Source organism: Niallia sp. FSL R7-0648 (assembly GCF_038007005.1).
Taxonomy (GTDB): domain Bacteria; phylum Bacillota; class Bacilli; order Bacillales; family Cytobacillaceae; genus Niallia; species Niallia circulans.
Genome location: NZ_JBBOWE010000001.1, coordinates 2,976,289 through 2,996,029 on the forward strand (window position 1 = coordinate 2,976,289; position 19,741 = coordinate 2,996,029).

Genomic DNA, 19,741 nt, shown 5'->3' on the forward strand with positions numbered 1-19,741 from the left:
CGTGGTTTGAACGGTTTATTAAAGCTCCTTCAATAGTTGTTGATACAGGAAATATATTATACTCTAAACTATAATGGACCCATGAAACTAGACACGAAATGAGGAGATGTTAAAGTAGGTTTATGAAAAGAAAACGATATACATCAGAGTTTAAATCTCAAATCGTGCTAGAGGTCCTAAAAGAAGAAAAAACCATGAATGAAATTGCTGCCTCTCATGGGATCCATGTAAATCAAATTCGTCAATGGCGAAAGGCTTTCCTTGAACAAATGCCTCAAATATTTGCTAAAGAAAATAAAAAGGCTGATCAAATGAAAGCTGACTACGAACAACAAATTGAAAATCTATATGCCGAAGTCGGCCGTCTAACCACGCAATTGACGTGGCTTAAAAAAAAATCTGGCCTTAAAGAGTAGGGCAGAAAGGATTGAAATGGTTGATTGGGAGGATGCGGAATTACCAATAACCACCCAAGCTGAGTTGCTGAGTCTTAATCGTTCAAGTCTTTATTATAAGCCGGTGGAACCTTCTCCTGAAGAAGTGTTCATCAAGCATCGAATTGACGAGATATACACCCAGTATCCATTCTACGGCTCAAGGCGTATCACAGCTGTACTCAATACCACTGGATTGACAATTAACCGAAAGGCTGTTCAACGCCACATGAGGGAAATGGGGATTGCCGGTATTTCACCGGGTCCTAACCTTAGTAAGCGTAATCTTGAACATCGAATCTATCCCTATTTGCTTAGAGGCCTGACCATCACCCATCCCAATCACGTATGGGGAATTGATATCACCTATATCAAGCTTCAACGCAACTGGATGTATCTTGTGGCAATTATTGACTGGTATTCCCGTTATGTCGTCAGCTGGGAAATGGATCAAACTCTTGAGATTGACTTCGTGCTAGAAGCTGTTAAACGGGCTTTCTCACAGTCTAAGCCGGTGATTCTGAATAGTGACCAAGGCAGCCATTTCACTAGCCCCAAATATACCGATCTAGTGTTAGGGAATGAAACAAAGATTAGTATGGATGGAAAAGGACGAGCCCTTGACAATATCATAACCGAAAGATTATGGCGAACACTCAAGTATGAAGAAGTCTATTTAAAAGAATACGTGACTCCTAGAGAAGCAAAAAAAGAGATTAGTAATTTCCTTCAGTTCTATAACTATGAACGCCCCCACCAATCATTAGGCTATAAAACACCAGCCTCCATTTATGGCTTATAAGTGATTCATCCTTATGGGAGGATCCTTCATAGGGGAGAACCTGTCAAGGGTTTGGCAAAGCCCTCGCTACGCTCGCCCTTGACAGAACCTCCCCTATGAAGGAAAAATAAAGTAGGATGAATCACTCGCAAAAAATATGCACCTATCCCCTTGAAGCCCCAGTGAGCACCTCTCGCTCCTAAAAGCAGACATCCATAGTTGGATTCTGACCCACCTTAAAAATATTAAATTAGTGTCTTGACGAAGGGGTCCACTTTAAACTAAAGGTTTTAATTAGACTTTTTAATAACGAATAATACTCACTGGTCCCCTTTATGTAGCCCCATTCTTCATCGAAATAAAATTTACTTTTTGATAATATTCCATTTATACGTTTTCTTGCATTATTAGTATTTATACGTTTTTTACCATAAAAAAAACGTTCTTTATTTAAGGCATTATTATCTTTTAAAGGATTCATGAATTTATCACCTTTTTTTAATGAAAATTCCTTAGAATCTCTTTTATAACTCAAAATTTTATCAAAATCTATTAAGATGATATATGGTATACTAATATTTTTTTCATTTGGATGAATCGTTCTTAATTTAACACTATTACCATCATATGGAAAAAAATCTATCTCTTTTAAAAAAGGAAATAATTTCACTAGATTATTATTACTGAACAGCTCCATTTCAGTTATTCCTTCTACAAAAACAATACATTTAGCAAAATAATAGCTTGCCTCTTGTTCAGTTATTATCTTTGATTCTCTTGCATCAGTAAATCCTTTCATTTCACTTAATTTTGTATAATTTTTATTCATTGAAAGATGGTACATGTTCACAATTTTATTATCTTGCATTAATGATTTAATCATTCTTGGTGAATGAGTAGATATTAAGATATTTATATGTTTACTCTTATTAAAGAATGCTGATACCATTTTATCTAAATACTTGGGATGAAGACCTATTTCAGGCTCGTCAATAATTATGAAAGGTTCTTTTATCTTTTTATCTGATATTTTGGATACCAAATTTATTAATAAAATCAAATAATTATAAGAATTTATTCCATCTGAAAAATACTCTAAGTTCTCAAATTTATGTTTAAAATTATTTCCACCTAATTGTAATTGGTAGATTGCGGCAAATTTTTGATTTGAATTAAAACTTTTTACTTCAATATCATTTTTCTGCATTTCATTTTCAATATATCCTAAAATAGTAGAGTATTTATCTCCAAATGCAGACTTAAAACACTCTTCTAAAACTGTCCTATATGAAGCACTTTCACTTAACCCAACCTTACTCAACTCTCCAATAATTTCCCATAAATCATCCCAATTTATCAAATTTATATGCCTTGTTTGTGAAAAGTAAATTGGAAAAATACTCTTTATAAAACTCCTAATTTCATAGGAAACATTCCATTTCTGTATCCCATTCTTATCTTGTATTAAAGTTACTTCAACTTCATTTTTGTCATTAGATAATGATTTGTGCAAATTCTTTATTTTTTTAAATATTGGATTTACCTTATATTCAGGGTTTTCAGAATTTCTTTCAATGTGAATTTCTGTTATCTTTAATAATCTTGTGAAATCATAAAAAATGGTTATTTCAAAAGAATTAATATATGGATTAACTTTATCATACAGACTACTATCTATATTCTTTCCTGTTAAATTATCATTGAAATATTTTATTGCCTTAAGCACATTAGTTTTTCCAGTACCATTTTCTCCCAACAAACAGTTTATTTGATTAAAATTTATTTCTAAGCTTCTTATAGATTTACAATTTTTTAATATAACACGACTTATAGGCATTTTTAACCTCTCATATTTAAATTTTATTTAAAACATATTTATATGTTACCATGATTTTACTTTTTAGAAATGATTTTTTACACTCGCAATAATACTACATTCCATTAGAAATATGATTTCGAACTGTTTTTTCGCTTATGAATAAATCACTCGCGATTTCCTTAGTCGTTTTATCTTGGACTAACAGCTCAAATACTTCTCTTTCTCTTTTGGTTAATAATGGCTTGTGAGTAAATTCATTCTCCTTCAAGTAGTGTAACCCTCCTTGCCTTTGCCAGCTATGAACTTTGGGATGGGTATAGTTATAGTCTGAATATATTATGTAAGATGACACCTTGGAGTGACTGGATTTAAGCAAATTAGGAAAGGTTTTTTCGGTTTTTCATCATTAGTACTCCATTTCCATCATTTGACTATAATTTTACGTACTTATGAACTTTCAACACACGAATTTTCAGGATGAAATAGTCAAAATGTAGTACGTGCAATTATAATCACTTTTTCCAAACTTTCTAAAAAACCGTGTTATAATTTAAACAATGAACCTTGGTATCGTAGTAAATTTCTGTTATCAAAGAAAGTTTTGGTGATATAGATGGACTTTAACATTGAATTATTGACAAATTTACATAAAAAAATTCTTCAGGATATGTATTTTGATTATGAAGAGAACAGTACTCCATATATTGATATGGTAACGATTATGGGGAGTCTATTTTACTTTGAACAACAAACGAAAAAGGCGCGAAAAAATAATCACTTAATTGTACCTGTTTTTAATTTAAGTCTCTGGGAAAAAAATAACGATGTCTTAAAAGAGCTAATAGATTGGATAATGGATGAACCAGTTTATCTGAATTTCCAGCAAAATGAAGCAGCGCTGTTGGCTCCATCATTTTTCCTTCCAAATAATCAGGAAGTAACATTGTTTTTGGATGATATGGCATCACTTGTGGGTGTTGCGAAAAATAAATTCCCAGATCTACCCATCGCCTCAGACTACATTCGACTTAAAAACATGAACAATGAACAGAGTAAACAGGAAAAACTAGCTGCTTTTTTGCGCAGTAATGTTTCAGATTCTGGAGAGATCATTCATTTAGGTTCGGCGATTTGCAAGAAGGTCAGAAGAAAACGATCAGCCGCAAGCATATGCTTGCTTGTATCGATTGCAGCAGCAAAAACATATTTTAACGGGAAAGGCAATGTATATGTCTATCAAAATAGCAAAATTAATAAGGACATTTCTATCGATGGGAATGTACTGCTTAAAGCTACTCATCCAAAAACATTTAATTTATTAAATGCTCTTTATTCCGGTTTGGAGCTTGATTTGACTATCCAAACGCCTATCTTACATCGCCCCTTCTATCGTGTGATCAATGAGATGCCTAAAGAATATAAGCTACAAATAAAAAACACGGCAGAGTGTCTCCGGATGAGAGGAGATGGGTATATATCAGCGAAAGTACCATGCGGAATTTGTCTGCCATGCTTGCAAAGAAAAATGGCCTTAGCGGCCAGTAATAATGAAGTATATGATACATTATACCAGTATGATTACGGGCAAAAGACTGCTGATATAAAAAATGAGGAAGATAAACGTATCTTAACAGAGAATCTGCAAGCCCTGGAAGATGCCATTGAATATCTAGAGACAAATGTTAGTAGACTAGCTAGCGAGGAACAAACAATAGCAGAGGAATTCATTTTCACTTATCATCAATTTAAGGAAAAATATTAACACAAGAAAGACCACCTTAACTGGTGGTCTTTTGTTTAATGATCACTTCCAAAGAACTCTTTAAATGCTTGGAACGTTGTTTCTCGGTTTAAGGCTGCAATCGACGTTGTCAGTGGAATGCCTTTTGGACAGGACTGCACACAGTTTTGAGAGTTACCGCAGTTAGCTAGTCCACCATCTCCCATTATCTCATGCAGTCTTTCCTCTTTATTCATCTCTCCTGTTGGATGTGAATTAAAGAGACGAACTTGAGAAAGCGGTGCTGGTCCAATGAAATTAGATTTACTATTTACATTCGGGCAAGCTTCTAAGCAGACTCCACATGTCATACATTTCGATAGCTCATATGCCCACTGGCGTTTTTTCTCTGGCATTCTTGGTCCAGGTCCTAAATCATATGTGCCATCAATTGGTATCCATGCTTTAACTTTCTTTAAGCTGTCAAACATGCGGCTTCGATCGACTTGCAGATCGCGCACCACAGGGAATGTTCTCATTGGCTCTAGACGAATCGGCTGTTCTAATTGATCAATAAGCGCTGTACAGGATTGGCGTGGTTTACCATTGATGACCATAGAACAGGCTCCGCAAACTTCTTCCAAACAGTTCATATCCCAAGCAACTGGAGAGGTTTTTTTTCCGTCGCTTGTAACTGGATTTCTGCGAATCTCCATTAATGCAGAAATAATGTTCATATTAGGACGATAAGGCAAAGTAAATTCTTCTACATAAGATGGTGAATTAGGGTCATCTTGTCTTTCAATTTGTAATGTTACTGTTTTTTGCTCCCCCATTTTATTTCACTCCCTCTTTTTGCTTTGAATAATCTCTTTTTCTCGGTTTAATTAAGGAGGTATCTACTTCTTGGTAATGGAAATCTGGTGCCTCATTTGCGCCCACAAATTTAGCCATTGTTGTTTTTAAGAAATCTTCATCATTTCTTTCTGGAAATTCTGGTTTATAATGTGCTCCACGGCTTTCATTTCGGTTATATGCACCGAGGGTAATCACACGTGCTAGCTGAAGCATATTTTCTAATTGACGCGTAAATACGCCTCCTTGGTTAGACCATTTTGCTGTATCATTGATATTAATATTTTTATAACGCTCTAACAGCTCTTGAATCTTGTCATCTGTTGCCAGCAGCTTATCGTTGTAACGAACTACTGTAACGTTATCTGTCATCCATTCCCCTAATTCTTTATGAAGCACATAGGCATTTTCTGTTCCATCCATTTTCAAAATACCCTGCCATTTAGCTTCTTCTGCTTTAATAGCGGAATCATATATGGATGATGATAAATCTTCTGCGCTTTTGCTTAATCCGCTTATATATTTAACCGCATTCGGACCAACTACCATGCCGCCATAAATTGCTGAAAGCAAGCTATTGGCACCTAAGCGGTTTGCTCCATGCTGTGAATAATCACATTCACCAGCAGCAAATAAGCCTGGAATATTTGTCATTTGATCGTAATCTACCCACAATCCACCCATGGAGTAATGAACAGCAGGGAAAATTTTCATCGGAAGTTTACGAGGATCTTCACCAGTGAATTTTTCGTAAATCTCGATAATGCCGCCCAGTTTAATATCAAGCTCTTTTGGATTTTTATGGGATAAATCTAAATACACCATGTTTTCTCCATTGATGCCGAGCTTTTGATCGACACATACATGGAAAATCTCGCGTGTGGCAATATCCCTTGGTACAAGGTTTCCATAAGCTGGGTACTTTTCTTCTAAGAAATACCATGGCTTTCCATCTTTATACGTCCAGATACGACCGCCTTCTCCACGAGCTGATTCACTCATTAAACGTAATTTATCATCACCAGGTATTGCAGTTGGATGGATTTGAATAAATTCACCATTTGCATAATAAGCTCCTTGCTGATAAACAACAGATGCTGCTGAACCAGTATTTATAATGGAATTTGTGGATTTCCCAAAGATAATTCCAGGGCCGCCAGTTGCCATAATAACAGCGTCTGCAGGGAAGGACTTAATCTCCATTGTTTTTAAATCCTGTGCCTTAATTCCTCTGCATACCCCTTCATCATCTGTGATAATTCCAAGGAACTCCCAGCCTTCATATTTCACGACAAGCCCGTCGACTTCGTATCTTCTTACTTGCTCATCCAATGCGTATAGAAGCTGTTGTCCTGTAGTTGCACCTGCAAAAGCGGTTCTGTGATACTGTGTTCCTCCAAAACGGCGGAAGTCCAGTAATCCTTCCGGTGTACGATTAAACATAACTCCCATTCGGTCCATCAAGTGGATAATGCCCGGGGCTGCCTCCGCCATTGCTTTAACCGGTGGCTGGTTTGCTAAGAAGTCACCGCCATAAACCGTATCATCAAAATGCTCCCATGGAGAATCTCCTTCTCCCTTTGTATTCACCGCTCCATTGATCCCGCCTTGAGCACAAACAGAATGTGATCTTTTTACAGGCACAAGGGAAAATAATTCTAAAGGAGTCCCTGTCTCTGCTACTTTGATTGCTGCCATTAATCCTGCTAAACCACCGCCAACGATGATCACTTTCCCTTTCTTCATAACAAACGTTCACTCCTTCATCTATTGCTCTACTAATCTAGTATTTATTAAACAAACGCGAAGATTGCTCGTACACCTACAATTGATAATGCAACAAATATTCCTAGCGTTACATATGTATTAATTCGTTGAGACTTTGGCGAAACAGTAATTCCCCAGCTTACACAGAATGACCATAAACCATTTGAGAAGTGGAAGATCGTGGAGATTACACCCACTAAATAAAATGCAAGCATCCAAGGATTTGCTAAATTTTCACTCATCATGTCATAATTTACTTCTTGGCCTAATTGAGCTGCTACTCTTGTTTCCCAAACATGCCAAACGATAAAAATTAACGTAATGATCCCTGTCACTCTTTGGATATAGAACATCCAATTTCGAAAGAAACTATAATTTTTTGTATTATTTTTGGCTGTAAACGCAATATAAATTCCATAAATTGCATGATACAAAATCGGTAAAAATATTACAAAAATTTCAAGAAAATACCGAAAAGGTAAATGCTCCATAAAGCCAGCTGCCTTGTTAAAAGCTTCTGGACCTCTAGTTGCAAAGTGATTGACAACTAAATGTTGGATTAAAAATACACCTACTGGGATCACTCCTAATAACGAGTGAAGCCTTCTGAATAAAAACTCTCGATTTGCTGCCATAAAATTCCCCCCTAATTGATGACATACTCCCATTGCCCATAAAGCGATAACATAACCAAAAATTCTTACAATTTAGTGACAATTTAATTGTACTCTTAAAAAAAAATGCGGTCAAGAAAACGGATACATTAAATAAATTTTCTTTCGCTTTTTTTCTATCTATATGTCCAAAAAAAGGAAAAATTTCCTCTTTTCTCTTCTTCGCATAAATTTAACATACAAATCAAATAATAGAATCAATGCAAAGGACATGAACAAATATTGATTTTATCGTTATGAAAGCAAAACTTTTTCCTTTAAAAGGAAAAGATATTTTAAAACATAATTTAAAAAAATCGCTTATTTTCAAATAGATTTTTCCCGTTTTTTAGTCACCCTAATTCAAAAATCGTTCCCTTTTCTTATGATTTTTTTCCGTTTTTACAGTATACTATTTAGACAATATATTTTATTCTATTTTATTTGGATTCCGTACTTTTGGCATAACCAATGTATGGAAATATTGCAAATGCCAAAATGATTACTTTTATGAAGAGACTATCTTGTAATTATGTAAATATAATAGAATCATAGAAAGAGGAGAGCATATTGAGTGATTTAACATCCTTAGAAGAAAAAACACAGGTGGAGTCAGATCCCCTTACTGTTCCCGCATATGGATATGAATTAATTCGAGAGATACTTATCCCCGAATTATTAGGCCGGGATACGCCTGATCTGTTATATTGGGCCGGTAAACGTATTGCCCGATTATTTCCTTTAAATGCTGTAGAAGAAGCGTACGCTTTTTTTCAAAAAGTCGGATGGGGAAATTTAGAAGTAGTTAAGCAAACAAAAAACGAAATTATCTATCAATTATCCAGCGAGCTGATTGAAAAAAGATTAAAGGAAAAAGGGAAATGCACATTTCAATTAGAAGCAGGTTATTTAGCTCAACAATATGAACAGACAAAAAAGGTTATTGCTGAAGCCTTTGAAGATCCAAAAAGAAAAGAAAAAAAAGTAACCATAACGGTTCGCTGGGATAGTAAAGATCCTATAGAAGAGTAAAAAGAACTCTAAAGGAGAGAAGAATTTTAATAGTCTTCCTTCCTTTGGAGTCTTTTTTGCTTCTACTAATCATTTCTTATACATGCACAGGCAATTTGCTTAATTCAAATGCATCGTGAAGAATTTCTACAGCTTTCACCATCTTCTCTTTCTCAATTACTGTTGATACTTTAATTTCGGATGTGCTTACCATTTTAATAATAATTTTTTCTTGTGATAATACTTTAAACATATCTGCTGCAACACCAGGATTTGAAATCATTCCAGAACCGACTATCGATACTTTTGCCAATCCTTGTTCAGAAGTTACTTTATCGTATCCTAATTCCGCTTTATTTTCTTCTAGCACATTCAATGTTTCTTCTAAGTCACTATCTTTTATCGAAAAAGATAAGTTTGTCAGCTGGTCATTTGTTAAGCTTTGAATAATAATATCGACATTTATATGATGGGACGCAAGGGTGGTGAAAATAGTAGAGAGACTTGTTAAGGGATTTCTTAAGCCAAATACCGTCACACTCGTAATATTGTCCTCAAATGCCACTCCGCGTACAACTAAATTTTGTTCCATGGAAACTTCCTCCTCGATGATTGTTCCTTCTTCTTGTTCCATACTTGAGCGAACCACTAATGGTACTTGATAGTTTTTTGCATATTCTACTGCTCTTGGATGTAGGACTCCTGCCCCTAAATTAGCTAATTCCAACATTTCATCATAAGAAATCGCTAATAGTTTTCGTGCACTTTTCACAAAACGAGGGTCGGTTGTAAAAACGCCTGTTACATCTGTGTAAATATCACATTTATCTGCTTTTAAAGCTGCTGCAATCGCAACCGCCGTTGTATCAGATCCACCACGTCCAAGTGTTGTTATATCTCCTGTGTCAGTCACTCCCTGAAATCCAGCAACTACTACTACTTTTCCTTGTTGTAGCTGTTCTTGTACTTTTTCTGTTTGTATCTTTACTATTCGCGCATTCCCATGAACATCCTCTGTTTCTATTCCTGCTTGCCAGCCAGTATAGGAAATGGCGTCTACTCCTTTTGCCTGTAAAGCCATAGATAGTAAGCTGATGGTAATTTGCTCTCCTGTGGATAGTAAGACATCCATTTCTCTTTTAGATGGCTTTGGATTTATTTCACTTGCAAGCGTTACAAGCGAATCGGTTGTTTTCCCCATAGCGGATACGACGACGACTACATCATTGCCACGATTTCTTTCTTCGATTACTCTTTCTGCTACATGAAGAATTCTTTCTGCACTGCCTACGGAAGTACCACCAAACTTTTGTACAACTAATCCCACTTCATTCCCTACCTTCTTGTAATCTTAGAGGTTTCTTTTTATTTCTCATTACTTTTCTTTATGTACTTTTTATTTCTCTTTGGCTATCTTAATGAATAAAAGACAAATAAAAAAAGCAATGAGAATATCTCATTGCCGTGCAGTTGAATATAATATATTTATGCACAAACAGTGAGATAGCTCTCCAAAACAGTTCCTTGTTTTGACAGTCTTACATTTATTCAATGCAAAACCAGCAAAGAAAGTCATGAGAACTTTCCTTACTTCGGCGATCTATCCCTTTCATAATTCTTCCCTGAAGCTCATTCTTCTCCGAATTATTACTCTTGAAGTTCGCACCTCTACCTTCACTTATTAAGTTATAAGTTGCCATCATTATAGCACAGTGGATTCATTCCGACAAATAAATTTTTTATTCCTTTAATTTAGCAAGTAATTGTTCAGCCACATTTGCGGGAATACCTGCTTCCACAAATTCTTCGATCGTAGCTTCTTTCATTTTCTTCACAGATCCAAAGGTTTTTAAAAGTAATTTTCTGCGCTTTTCTCCAATTCCAGGAATGTCATCCAATAAAGACTGAAAAGCATTCTTCCCTCTTAATTGACGATGAAACGTAATTGCAAAGCGGTGAACTTCGTCTTGGATTCTTTGTAATAAATAGAATTCCTGACTATTTCGCTCAAGCGGGATAATCTCCAATGGATTTCCGAATAGTAGTTGAGAAGTGCGGTGCTTATCATCCTTTACTAAGCCAGCAACTGGAATATCTAAGCTTAATTCATCGAGTAGAACTTCTCTAACTGCTTCAAGATGCCCTTTTCCACCATCAATTAATAGTAAATCTGGAAGTGGCAGCCCTTCTTTTAAAACGCGCTGATATCTTCTTCGAACTACTTCCCGCATGGATTCATAATCATCTGGTCCTTTTACCGATTTGATTTTATACTTGCGGTATTCTCGTTTCGCTGGTTTTCCATCGATAAAGACAATCATCGCTGAAACCGGATTCGTCCCTTGAATATTACTGTTATCAAATGCTTCAATCCGCAGAGGTGTGTAAATCCCCATTTGTCTGCCTAGGTTTTCCACTGCTTTTATCGTACGCTCCTCATCACGTTCGATTAATGCAAACTTCTCTGTTAAAGCATTCTTCGCATTTTTATTAGCTAATAATACAAGTTCCTTTTTTTGCCCTCTCTGTGGCTTTATCACTTTTACATTTAATAATTCTTCGACAATATCTCCTTGGATCTCGTCTGGAAGATAAATTTCCTTTGGTTTAAAATGATTTGCTTTCTCATAAAACTGACCTAGATATGTTAGCATTTCCTCTTCAGGCTCTTGATAAATTGGAAACGTACTTACATCGCGTTCAATTAACTTTCCTTGACGAACAAAAAATACTTGAACACACATCCAGCCTTTATCATAGGAATAGCCAAAAATATCTCTGTCTATTAAATCCGTCATCATCATTTTTTGCTTTTCCATCGTTGCCTCGATATGAGCGATTTGGTCGCGGTATTCCTTGGCGCGCTCAAAGTCTAATTCTTCTGATGCTGCCATCATTTTTTCAGATAGTTCTTTTTTAATATCTTTATATCCACCATTTAAGAACTTGGTGATATCATCAGTCATCTTCTTGTATTCTTGTTCGGTAACCTCATTTACACAAGGAGCTAAACATTGTCCTAAATGATAATATAAACAAACTCTATCTGGCAGCACATTGCACTTACGTAAAGGGTAAATACGATCAAGAAGTTTTTTCGTTTCATTTGCTGCTTGGACGTTTGGATATGGGCCAAAGTACTTGCCCTTATCTTTCTTTACATTTCGAGTTGTAATCAGCCTTGGATGCCTTTCAGCCGTCAATTTAATAAATGGATAGCTTTTATCATCCTTCAGCATAATATTATATTTTGGATCATGCTTCTTAATTAAATTTATTTCTAATATTAATGCTTCAATATTGGAAGAGGTTATGATGTATTCAAAATCTTCAATTTCATTGACTAGTCTTAATGTCTTACCATCATGAGAGCCTGTAAAGTAGGAGCGAACTCGATTTTTTAATACCTTTGCTTTTCCTACATAAATAATGGTACCTTGTCGGTCCTTCATCAAATAACATCCAGGCTGATCAGGTAAGATCATTAATTTATTTTTAATGATGTCGTTCACAATTTTCCCTCCCAGCTCACAAACCTTATAAACGAACATATATACTATCTTCTCTAATTATAGAGAATTTCATCGATTCATCAAGGAAAAAGTATGGAATGGGAATATTTTAGGGAAAACGGTTTATGCTTACATGAAGAATTAGGATTTTATTGCGATGTAATGTTGATAACTTGATCTGCTTTTATCGGATTATTCTTATGCTTCACTTTTATACCACAAGTTTATTTTCTCCATCAAAAAACCTGCAGACACTAGGAGTGTCTACAGGTCTTTCTCTTTCAAAAAAAGAAAGAGTTCATTAAACATGTTTAGCTAATAGTTCAGAAAGAGCTTCTTTTGGTTGGAATCCAACTACTTTATCTACTACTTCACCGTCTTTAAGAACAAGTAAAGTTGGGATGCTCATTACGCCAAATTTAGATGCTGATCCTTGGTTTTCGTCTACATCTACTTTAACGATTTTTACGCTATCTCCCATTTCGCCGTCAAGTTCTTCAAGAACTGGAGCGATCATTTTACAAGGTCCGCACCATGGTGCCCAGAAATCTACTAATACTACACCTGAACCTGTTTCTTCTTGGAATGTTTGATCTGTTGCATGTGTAATGGCCATTTATAATTTGCCTCCTTATTTGATAAACTAACAATATCGAAAGTATACCATGGTTTCTTTGATGATACTAATAATATGTTTCAAATATCATTTTCCCCTACTATCAGCTAATACATTCACCTATAATTAGATCATTCCCATTCTTTTAATAAAGAAGGTATTATTTCAAAAATATCTCCCACAATCCCATAATCAGCTACTTCAAAAATTGGAGCATTTGGATCTTTATTAATAGCAATAATGGTTTTGGCAGACGTAACGCCAACAAGATGTTGAATAGCCCCTGAAATTCCGCAGGCGATGTATATATCTGGAGCCACGGTTTTTCCTGTCTGTCCAAGCTGAATGGAAGCATCACATACTCCTAATTCTACTGCACCTCTGGAAACACCGACTGTTCCTCCAAGAGTGTCAGCTAATTTCTTCACTAGTGCAAATCCCTCTTCATTTTGAATACCTCTTCCAGCGCCCACGATAATTTTTGCATCCACTAAGCCAGCTGCCTTTTCTCTTTTTTGTTCGAGTCCAATTAAAGTAGCTACTGGCTTATCGATATTTACTTTCAAAGAATGGACAGCTGGTTTTGTTTTCTCCTTCTTTGGGAGAGGCTTCCATTTTTTAGGCTTTATTGTTATAAGAAAAGAAGAACCTTCCACTTCTGTTCGTTCCGTTAATTTACCAGAATAAGCAGACCGAGTTATAGACAGTTTGTTATCATGAAGGACAAAACTCTCTATATTTGAAAGTAAGGGTAGATTCCATTTCTCACTTAAATACGGGAAGATGGATCTGCCGATATCATTGTGTCCACATAAAAGAATAGAGGGTTCAAGTTGTTCCCAAACAGATAAGAGGGCTTTTATATATGATTCATTCGAAAATCTAGCTAACAAAGGGTGTTCCACGATAATGATTTGATCGACATCCGTTTCATTCCATTCAGATGCGTTCGTTCTCATATCCTCTCCCATTAGCAAGAGAATTGTTTCTGCCTCCGTTTTTAATTCCTTTGCTGCTGAAATACACTCAAGGGTAATGGAGGCAATTTTTCCTTCTTGATGTTCTCCCACCACAACGATTTTTCCCTTCATATTAACTCCTCCATTACAATGACTTTAATAATTTGGATAAGGAAGCAACTTGATCTTTTATTTCCCCTTGCAACATCATTTTTTTACGATTTAATTGTGGATATGAATAGTGGCTGAGCGTTTTTGCGTGGTTTTCCTTTACCTGGATAAATCGAAAAGGCTTCTTTTTTGCTTTCATGATCCCAGCAAGTGATGGCAATCTTGGAACGTGTAAACTTTGTGGAATGGTAGCTAAAAAAGGAAACGGAACTTGATATGTTTCGATGTCTCCATCTGCATTTCTTTTAATTTTTGCATGTTTTTCCTCTTGTTCGATTCGAATTGCTTTCACAAAGTAGGGAATATCTAATAAAGCAGCAACCCTAGGACCTACTTGACTTGTTGCTCCATCTGTAGAAAAATCTCCTGCTAATAGAACATCGTAGTCTATATTTTGCAAATATTCTTGTATCTTTTTAGCTATATGAGCTGGATGATCTTCATCAGGATTAGATTCTATTAAAACAGCTTGATCTGCTCCCATAGCTAAAGCTGTTCTCAATTGCTTTTCTCCTTCTTTTTTACTTACCATCAGCACCGTTATATGCCCACCATATTTTTCTTTTAATTGTAGGGCTTCTTCTAAACTTATCGCATCTGGTGGATTGATGATAAACTCTTTTTCCTCTATCAGTACTTGTTCTTCTTCAAGTACGAGGGTAGCCTCAGGAGAAACGGTTCTCGATAATAAAACCACAATCTGCAATGATTCATTACTCATTTTCTTCTTCACTTTCTTTCTTCAATTGTCTTCTTAATACTTTTCCTACTGCTGTTTTCGGAAGTTCTTCTCTAAATTCATAAATACGAGGTACTTTAAAAGATGCCAATTTCCTACGCATAAACTGATTCAGTTCTTCTTCTGTAACCGTCATTCCTTCGCGCAATACAATAAATGCTTTCACTGTCTCTCCCCTATAAGGATCCTTCACTCCCACAACTGATGCTTCCATGACAGCTGGGTGCTCATACAAAACTTCTTCAATTTCACGAGGATAGATATTAAAGCCGCCTGCAATGATAATGTCCTTTTTCCGATCGACGATATAAAAATACCCTTTCTCATCCATATATGCGATATCACCAGTTAGTAACCAGCCATCTTTTAAAACCTTATTGGTTTCTTCATCATTGTTCCAATATCCTTTCATCACTTGCGGCCCCTTAATTGCAAGCTCCCCAACTTCTCCCACTGGCAATATTTCACCTGACTCTAATGAAAAAATAGCTGCATCAGTCCCTGGCCAAGGAACACCAATACTTCCTTTTACAATTTCATTGTCCCAAAGAAAATTCACGTGGGTAACAGGAGATGTTTCCGTTAATCCATAGCCCTCTACTATTTTCCCGCCTGTCTTTTCCTCAAATTTCTCAATAACCTCAACTGGTAATGGAGCAGAACCACTAATCGCTCCTTTAATCGAGGAAAGATCGTATTGGCTTATGTCTGGATGATTCATTAAACCAATGTAGATAGTAGGTGCTCCTGGAAAGACAGTTGGCTTTTGTTTATGGATTGTTTTTAACAAACCACTCGCATCAAATTTCGGAACAAGAATCATTTTATATACTTCCATTACTGATAATACAAGAACTGTCATAAGTCCATACACATGAAATAATGGCATGACGGCAAGCATTTTTTCTTTTCCCTTTTCCATCTTATATAGCCATTGTCTGCACATAGAAGTATTGGCTACTAAATTTTGATGGGTGAGAATAACTCCCTTTGGAAAACCTGTCGTTCCGCCAGTGTATTGTAGAATCGCTATATCTTCTTCAAAATTTATCGGTACTTCCTTTAGGACTGATTCTTTGGACTTTAATGTTTGGGTATATAGATGAGTAGAGTTTGATGATGTAATTGTTGGAGGTTTTCCTTGCTCTTTCGCTTGAATGAATGGATAGACAATATTTTTGGGAAATGGGAGATAATCTTTAATAGATGTAACAATAATATGTTCAAGATCTGTTTGCTTCATTACTCTTTCCACTCTGTTGTAGAGCATATCTAATGTTATAATTACTTTCGCCCCTGAATCTTTCATAATAAATTCTATTTCTCGCTCTTGATAAAGCGGATTTACTGGTACAGCGATAGCTCCCGCCTGCAAGATTGCATAGAAACTAATAACTGTTTGTGGAATATTCGGCAGCATTACTGCAACCCTGTCCCCTTTTTTTACACCTAAGTGCTGCAAATATGCTGCAAATTGCAATGTTTTCTTATAAAGTGTTTTAAACGTCATTTCTTTTCCCATAAAATGAATAGCTTTATGTTTTGGATACTCATTTGCCGCGTATTTTAATAATTGTGGGAGAGTATCTGCACGATAATAAACATTTTTGGCAATTTGATCAGGATAAAGTTTTAACCATCTTTTCTCTGTTTCCAACACAATTCCTCCATTTAATTCTATTGTTGTACTAGCTTATTATATGGAGGAACATATTCATTGGATTATGTATAAGCCTACTTTCCCCTTAATTGACACAATTCCGCATAAAAAACAGCCTTTTTAAATGTAACTAAAAAAGCCAAACAATCATGCGAATGTGATTTGTTTGGCTTTTTAGCTGGAATTTTTATGTCCTAGCTCCCTTTAAAATAATATATTTATTAAGAGATACCTGCCCCAATTACAAAAGATAAACCAACAGAAATAATCATAGAAATAAAGCCGACTGCTCGATTATCATTTTTTATTTCATCGTCAATATTAAATTTAGGGGTTAAAAATTCAAAGATGAAATAACCAATTAACAATAGGACAAAACCATATACACCCCAGATAATCATTTTCAGTAAAGAATCATTTTGCATAATCGAATGGCTGAAAACATTCGCTATTCCAAAGATTTTCCCGCCTGTCGCCATCGCAACTGCTAGATTCCCATTTTTTATTTCATCCCAATTATTATATTTTGTTACAAGTTCAAATATAGCTAAAAATACAACAAGGCTTAAAATAACAACACTATAATCGCCGGCCGTTTTTACATATTCATTTTCCCAAAATTGTGCCATAAGGTTTCTCCTCTACCTTTATTCTCCCAAAAGAAAGTTTATTTAAATTCGACAACCGTTACACCACTGCCGCCTTCTCCTGCTTCTCCAAAACGAATCCTTTTTACAGCCCGATGATTTTTCAAATACTCTTGAACACCTGAACGAAGGGCTCCTGTTCCTTTTCCATGAATAATGGAGACTCGTGGATAGCCAGCAAGCAGACTATCATCTATATACTTTTCTACTCGAGCAAGAGCATTTTCGAATCTCTCGCCACGTAAATCTAACTCCAAGCTAACGTGATAATCCTTTCCTTTTATCGTGGTTAGTGGTTTTGTTTCTACCACCTTTGGTGCTTTGATGAATTCAAGATCTTTTTCTTTGACCTTCATTTTCATAATACCAATTTGGACTTGCCATTCTTTATCGGAAACTTTTTCTAGTAATTGTCCTTTTTGATTAAAGGTTAGAACCTTTACTTCATCGCCAGGCTGATAAACATGGTTCGTCTTCGACGCAGCTGGTTGTTTTTGTCTTTCTATTTGTGGTGTTGCATCCTCTAAACGTTTTCTTGCATCAATTAGTTCATGTTCTTTTACTTCTGCTCGTTTTTCGAGCTGCATTTTTCGTAAATCGCCAATAACAGCTTCGGCCTCTTTTTTAGCATTTTCGATAATTTCTTTCGCTTCTCTTTTTGCTTTTTCTTGCAGTGTTTCTTTCTTCTCGTAATATTCCATTACTTGTTTCTGTAAATCACGATGTAGCATTTCCGCTTGTTTTAATAAATCTTTCGCTTCTTCATGCTCTCTTTCCGCTTGCTTACGACTATTCTCCAGGGAGGCAATCATATTCTCGATTTTATTGCTATCCTCGCTTACATGTGACCGAGCTGTATTAATCACATCTTCCTTTAAGCCCAACCGCTTACTAATTTCAAAGGCATTACTTCTTCCCGGTACTCCAATAAGTAATCGATATGTCGGGCTTAATGTTTCAATATCAAATTCCACACTTGCATTTACAACGCCTTCGCGATTATATCCATAAGCCTTTAACTCTGGATAATGAGTAGTCGCAATAACTCTTGCTCCGCGTTTGTTTACTTCATCGAGAATCGAAATAGCTAGAGCTGCTCCTTCTTGAGGATCTGTTCCAGCTCCTAACTCATCAAATAAAACAAGACTTTCATGATCTACTTTTTCAAGAATACTAACAATATTAACCATATGGGAAGAGAACGTACTTAAAGACTGTTCAATGGATTGTTCATCCCCTATATCTGCGTATACAGATTTAAAAACGCCCATTTCCGAACCGTCTAATACTGGAATCTGCAGGCCTGCTTGTGCCATTAAAGTACATAGACCTACTGTTTTTAAAGTTACTGTTTTACCGCCCGTATTTGGTCCGGTAATAACGATAGATGTATAGGAATCCCCAAGAATAATATCATTCGCCACCACAACCTCTGGCGGTATAAGTGGATGCTTCGCTTTAAGCAGAACAATCTTTCCTTCATTATTAATTTTTGGTTTGGATGCTTTTAACCGATGAGCATATTTTGCTTTTGTAAACATAAAATCAATTTCTGCTAATACAGTGACAATATGCAATAGCTCTTCTTCATATTGTGCTACGAGTGCCGTTAATTGCGTTAAGATACGATCAATTTCTTGTTGTTCTTTGACCCGAATAGCTTGAAGTTCATTATTTAGTGTCACTACAGACTGTGGTTCAATAAAGAGGGTTTGCCCAGAGGCACTTTGATCATGAACAATCCCCCCATAATTGCCTCGATATTCTTGCTTAACCGGGATAACATACCGATCATTTCTGATTGTAATAATACTGTCAGACAGCATTTTTTGGGCACTTGAAGAACGAATCATACTTTCTAGTTTCTCTCGTACTTTTGATTCATTTCTACGCAGCTGATTTCTTAATGTTCTAAGGGCATCACTTGCACTATCCATCACTGCACCTTGTTCATCAATAGCCATCTTGATTTCTTCTTCTACTTCGACAAGCACCATGATACTGTCTGTTAAAGTAAACAGTATCGGAATAGGCTCTTCTTCATGAAATTCTTCAATAAATCGTTTCATTTGTCTACTAGCATGAACGGTACTGGCAATCTGATTTAATTCAGCTGGACTAAGCATACCGCCAATAGAGGATCTTTTCACATGGGCGCGGATATCATAGATTCCATCAAGAGGGATGGATCCACGCATGCGATATACCTTAGCAGCTTCATCTGTTTCTTCTTGCCAGCTTACAACTTCATTATAATCAGTAGATGGAACTAATTCCTCCACTTTATTTCTTCCCAATGAAGAAGATGCATGCTCGATTAATTGATCTTTAATTTTATCAAATTCTAACGTTTTAAATACTCTTTCCTGCATGGAGTAATCTCCTTTGCTATCCCCA

General features: G+C 35.9%; 16 protein-coding genes and 1 riboswitch. Of the genes, 3 read left to right on the forward strand and 13 right to left on the reverse strand.

Annotated elements, in window-relative coordinates; genetic code table 11:
- The first annotated feature begins 122 nt into the window (after positions 1-122).
- Positions 123-1,236, forward strand: a protein-coding gene (locus NSQ89_RS14725) for an IS3 family transposase (protein ID WP_341132843.1) whose coding sequence is annotated in 2 segments (ribosomal slippage) — positions 123-391 and positions 390-1,236 — 1,116 coding nt in all. Because the reading frame shifts where the segments join, the coding sequence is not laid out codon by codon here.
- A gap of 229 nt (positions 1,237-1,465) precedes the next feature.
- Here NSQ89_RS14725 and NSQ89_RS14730 read toward each other — a convergent pair.
- Both NSQ89_RS14730 and NSQ89_RS14735 read right to left on the reverse strand, forming a co-directional pair.
- A complete protein-coding gene (locus tag NSQ89_RS14730) occupies positions 1,466-3,052 on the reverse strand; it encodes a retron Eco8 family effector endonuclease (protein ID WP_341132844.1) in 1,587 nt (528 codons plus the stop codon).
- 94 nt (positions 3,053-3,146) lie between these two features.
- Positions 3,147-3,302: a helix-turn-helix domain-containing protein gene (locus NSQ89_RS14735; RefSeq protein WP_341132845.1), complete on the reverse strand. Its 156-nt coding sequence runs from the start codon at positions 3,300-3,302 to the stop codon at positions 3,147-3,149.
- A 345-nt stretch (positions 3,303-3,647) separates the two neighbouring features.
- Between NSQ89_RS14735 and NSQ89_RS14740 the strand changes: the two genes are divergently transcribed.
- A complete protein-coding gene (locus NSQ89_RS14740) occupies positions 3,648-4,796 on the forward strand; it encodes a hypothetical protein (RefSeq protein ID WP_047943545.1) in 1,149 nt (382 codons plus the stop codon).
- A gap of 35 nt (positions 4,797-4,831) precedes the next feature.
- Here the strand turns inward: NSQ89_RS14740 and sdhB are convergent, their stop codons facing one another.
- From sdhB to NSQ89_RS14755, 3 genes are read right to left on the reverse strand one after another with little or no spacing between them, the layout of a single operon-like run.
- Positions 4,832-5,590 carry a succinate dehydrogenase iron-sulfur subunit gene (gene sdhB, locus NSQ89_RS14745; protein ID WP_047941933.1) on the reverse strand — a complete coding sequence of 253 codons (759 nt, stop codon included), beginning with the start codon at positions 5,588-5,590 and terminating at the stop codon, positions 4,832-4,834.
- A 1-nt stretch (position 5,591) separates the two neighbouring features.
- Positions 5,592-7,355: a succinate dehydrogenase flavoprotein subunit gene (gene sdhA, locus NSQ89_RS14750; protein WP_047941932.1), complete on the reverse strand. Its 1,764-nt coding sequence runs from the start codon at positions 7,353-7,355 to the stop codon at positions 5,592-5,594.
- Between the two features lie 47 nt (positions 7,356-7,402).
- Positions 7,403-8,011 carry a succinate dehydrogenase cytochrome b558 subunit gene (locus NSQ89_RS14755; protein WP_047941930.1) on the reverse strand — a complete coding sequence of 203 codons (609 nt, stop codon included), beginning with the start codon at positions 8,009-8,011 and terminating at the stop codon, positions 7,403-7,405.
- Positions 8,012-8,599: 588 nt separating this feature from the next.
- Between NSQ89_RS14755 and NSQ89_RS14760 the strand changes: the two genes are divergently transcribed.
- The gene (locus tag NSQ89_RS14760; RefSeq protein ID WP_047941929.1) at positions 8,600-9,061 is read left to right on the forward strand and encodes a YslB family protein; all 462 of its coding nucleotides are present in this window, start codon (positions 8,600-8,602) and stop codon (positions 9,059-9,061) included.
- 76 nt (positions 9,062-9,137) lie between these two features.
- On the opposite strand, the gene NSQ89_RS14765 is transcribed toward NSQ89_RS14760, so the two are convergent.
- From NSQ89_RS14765 to NSQ89_RS14800, 8 genes are all read right to left on the reverse strand, one after another.
- Positions 9,138-10,367, reverse strand: coding sequence for an aspartate kinase (locus NSQ89_RS14765; protein ID WP_047941928.1), 1,230 nt, complete (start codon positions 10,365-10,367; stop codon positions 9,138-9,140).
- A gap of 169 nt (positions 10,368-10,536) precedes the next feature.
- Positions 10,537-10,719: riboswitch (Lysine riboswitch) on the reverse strand.
- Positions 10,720-10,779: 60 nt separating this feature from the next.
- Positions 10,780-12,552 (reverse strand): excinuclease ABC subunit UvrC, encoded by a 1,773-nt coding sequence (gene uvrC, locus NSQ89_RS14770; protein ID WP_047941927.1) that lies wholly within the window; start codon positions 12,550-12,552, stop codon positions 10,780-10,782.
- Positions 12,553-12,853: 301 nt separating this feature from the next.
- Entirely contained in the window at positions 12,854-13,168 is a 315-nt protein-coding gene (gene trxA / locus NSQ89_RS14775; protein WP_047941926.1) for a thioredoxin, read from the reverse strand.
- Between the two features lie 131 nt (positions 13,169-13,299).
- The gene (locus tag NSQ89_RS14780; RefSeq protein ID WP_047941924.1) at positions 13,300-14,259 is read right to left on the reverse strand and encodes an electron transfer flavoprotein subunit alpha/FixB family protein; all 960 of its coding nucleotides are present in this window, start codon (positions 14,257-14,259) and stop codon (positions 13,300-13,302) included.
- Positions 14,260-14,272: 13 nt separating this feature from the next.
- On the reverse strand, positions 14,273-15,031 hold the full coding sequence (locus tag NSQ89_RS14785; protein ID WP_341132846.1) for an electron transfer flavoprotein subunit beta/FixA family protein: 759 nt from the start codon (positions 15,029-15,031) through the stop codon (positions 14,273-14,275).
- Positions 15,012-16,694, reverse strand: a complete 1,683-nt coding sequence (locus NSQ89_RS14790) for a long-chain-fatty-acid--CoA ligase (protein ID WP_047941923.1) — start codon at positions 16,692-16,694, stop codon at positions 15,012-15,014. The genes NSQ89_RS14785 and NSQ89_RS14790 overlap by 20 nt, the downstream gene beginning before the upstream one ends.
- Before the next feature lie 224 nt (positions 16,695-16,918).
- On the reverse strand, positions 16,919-17,326 hold the full coding sequence (locus NSQ89_RS14795; protein ID WP_047941922.1) for a DUF350 domain-containing protein: 408 nt from the start codon (positions 17,324-17,326) through the stop codon (positions 16,919-16,921).
- A gap of 38 nt (positions 17,327-17,364) precedes the next feature.
- The gene (locus tag NSQ89_RS14800) at positions 17,365-19,716 is read right to left on the reverse strand and encodes an endonuclease MutS2 (protein ID WP_047941921.1); all 2,352 of its coding nucleotides are present in this window, start codon (positions 19,714-19,716) and stop codon (positions 17,365-17,367) included.
- Positions 19,717-19,741: the final 25 nt, after the last annotated feature.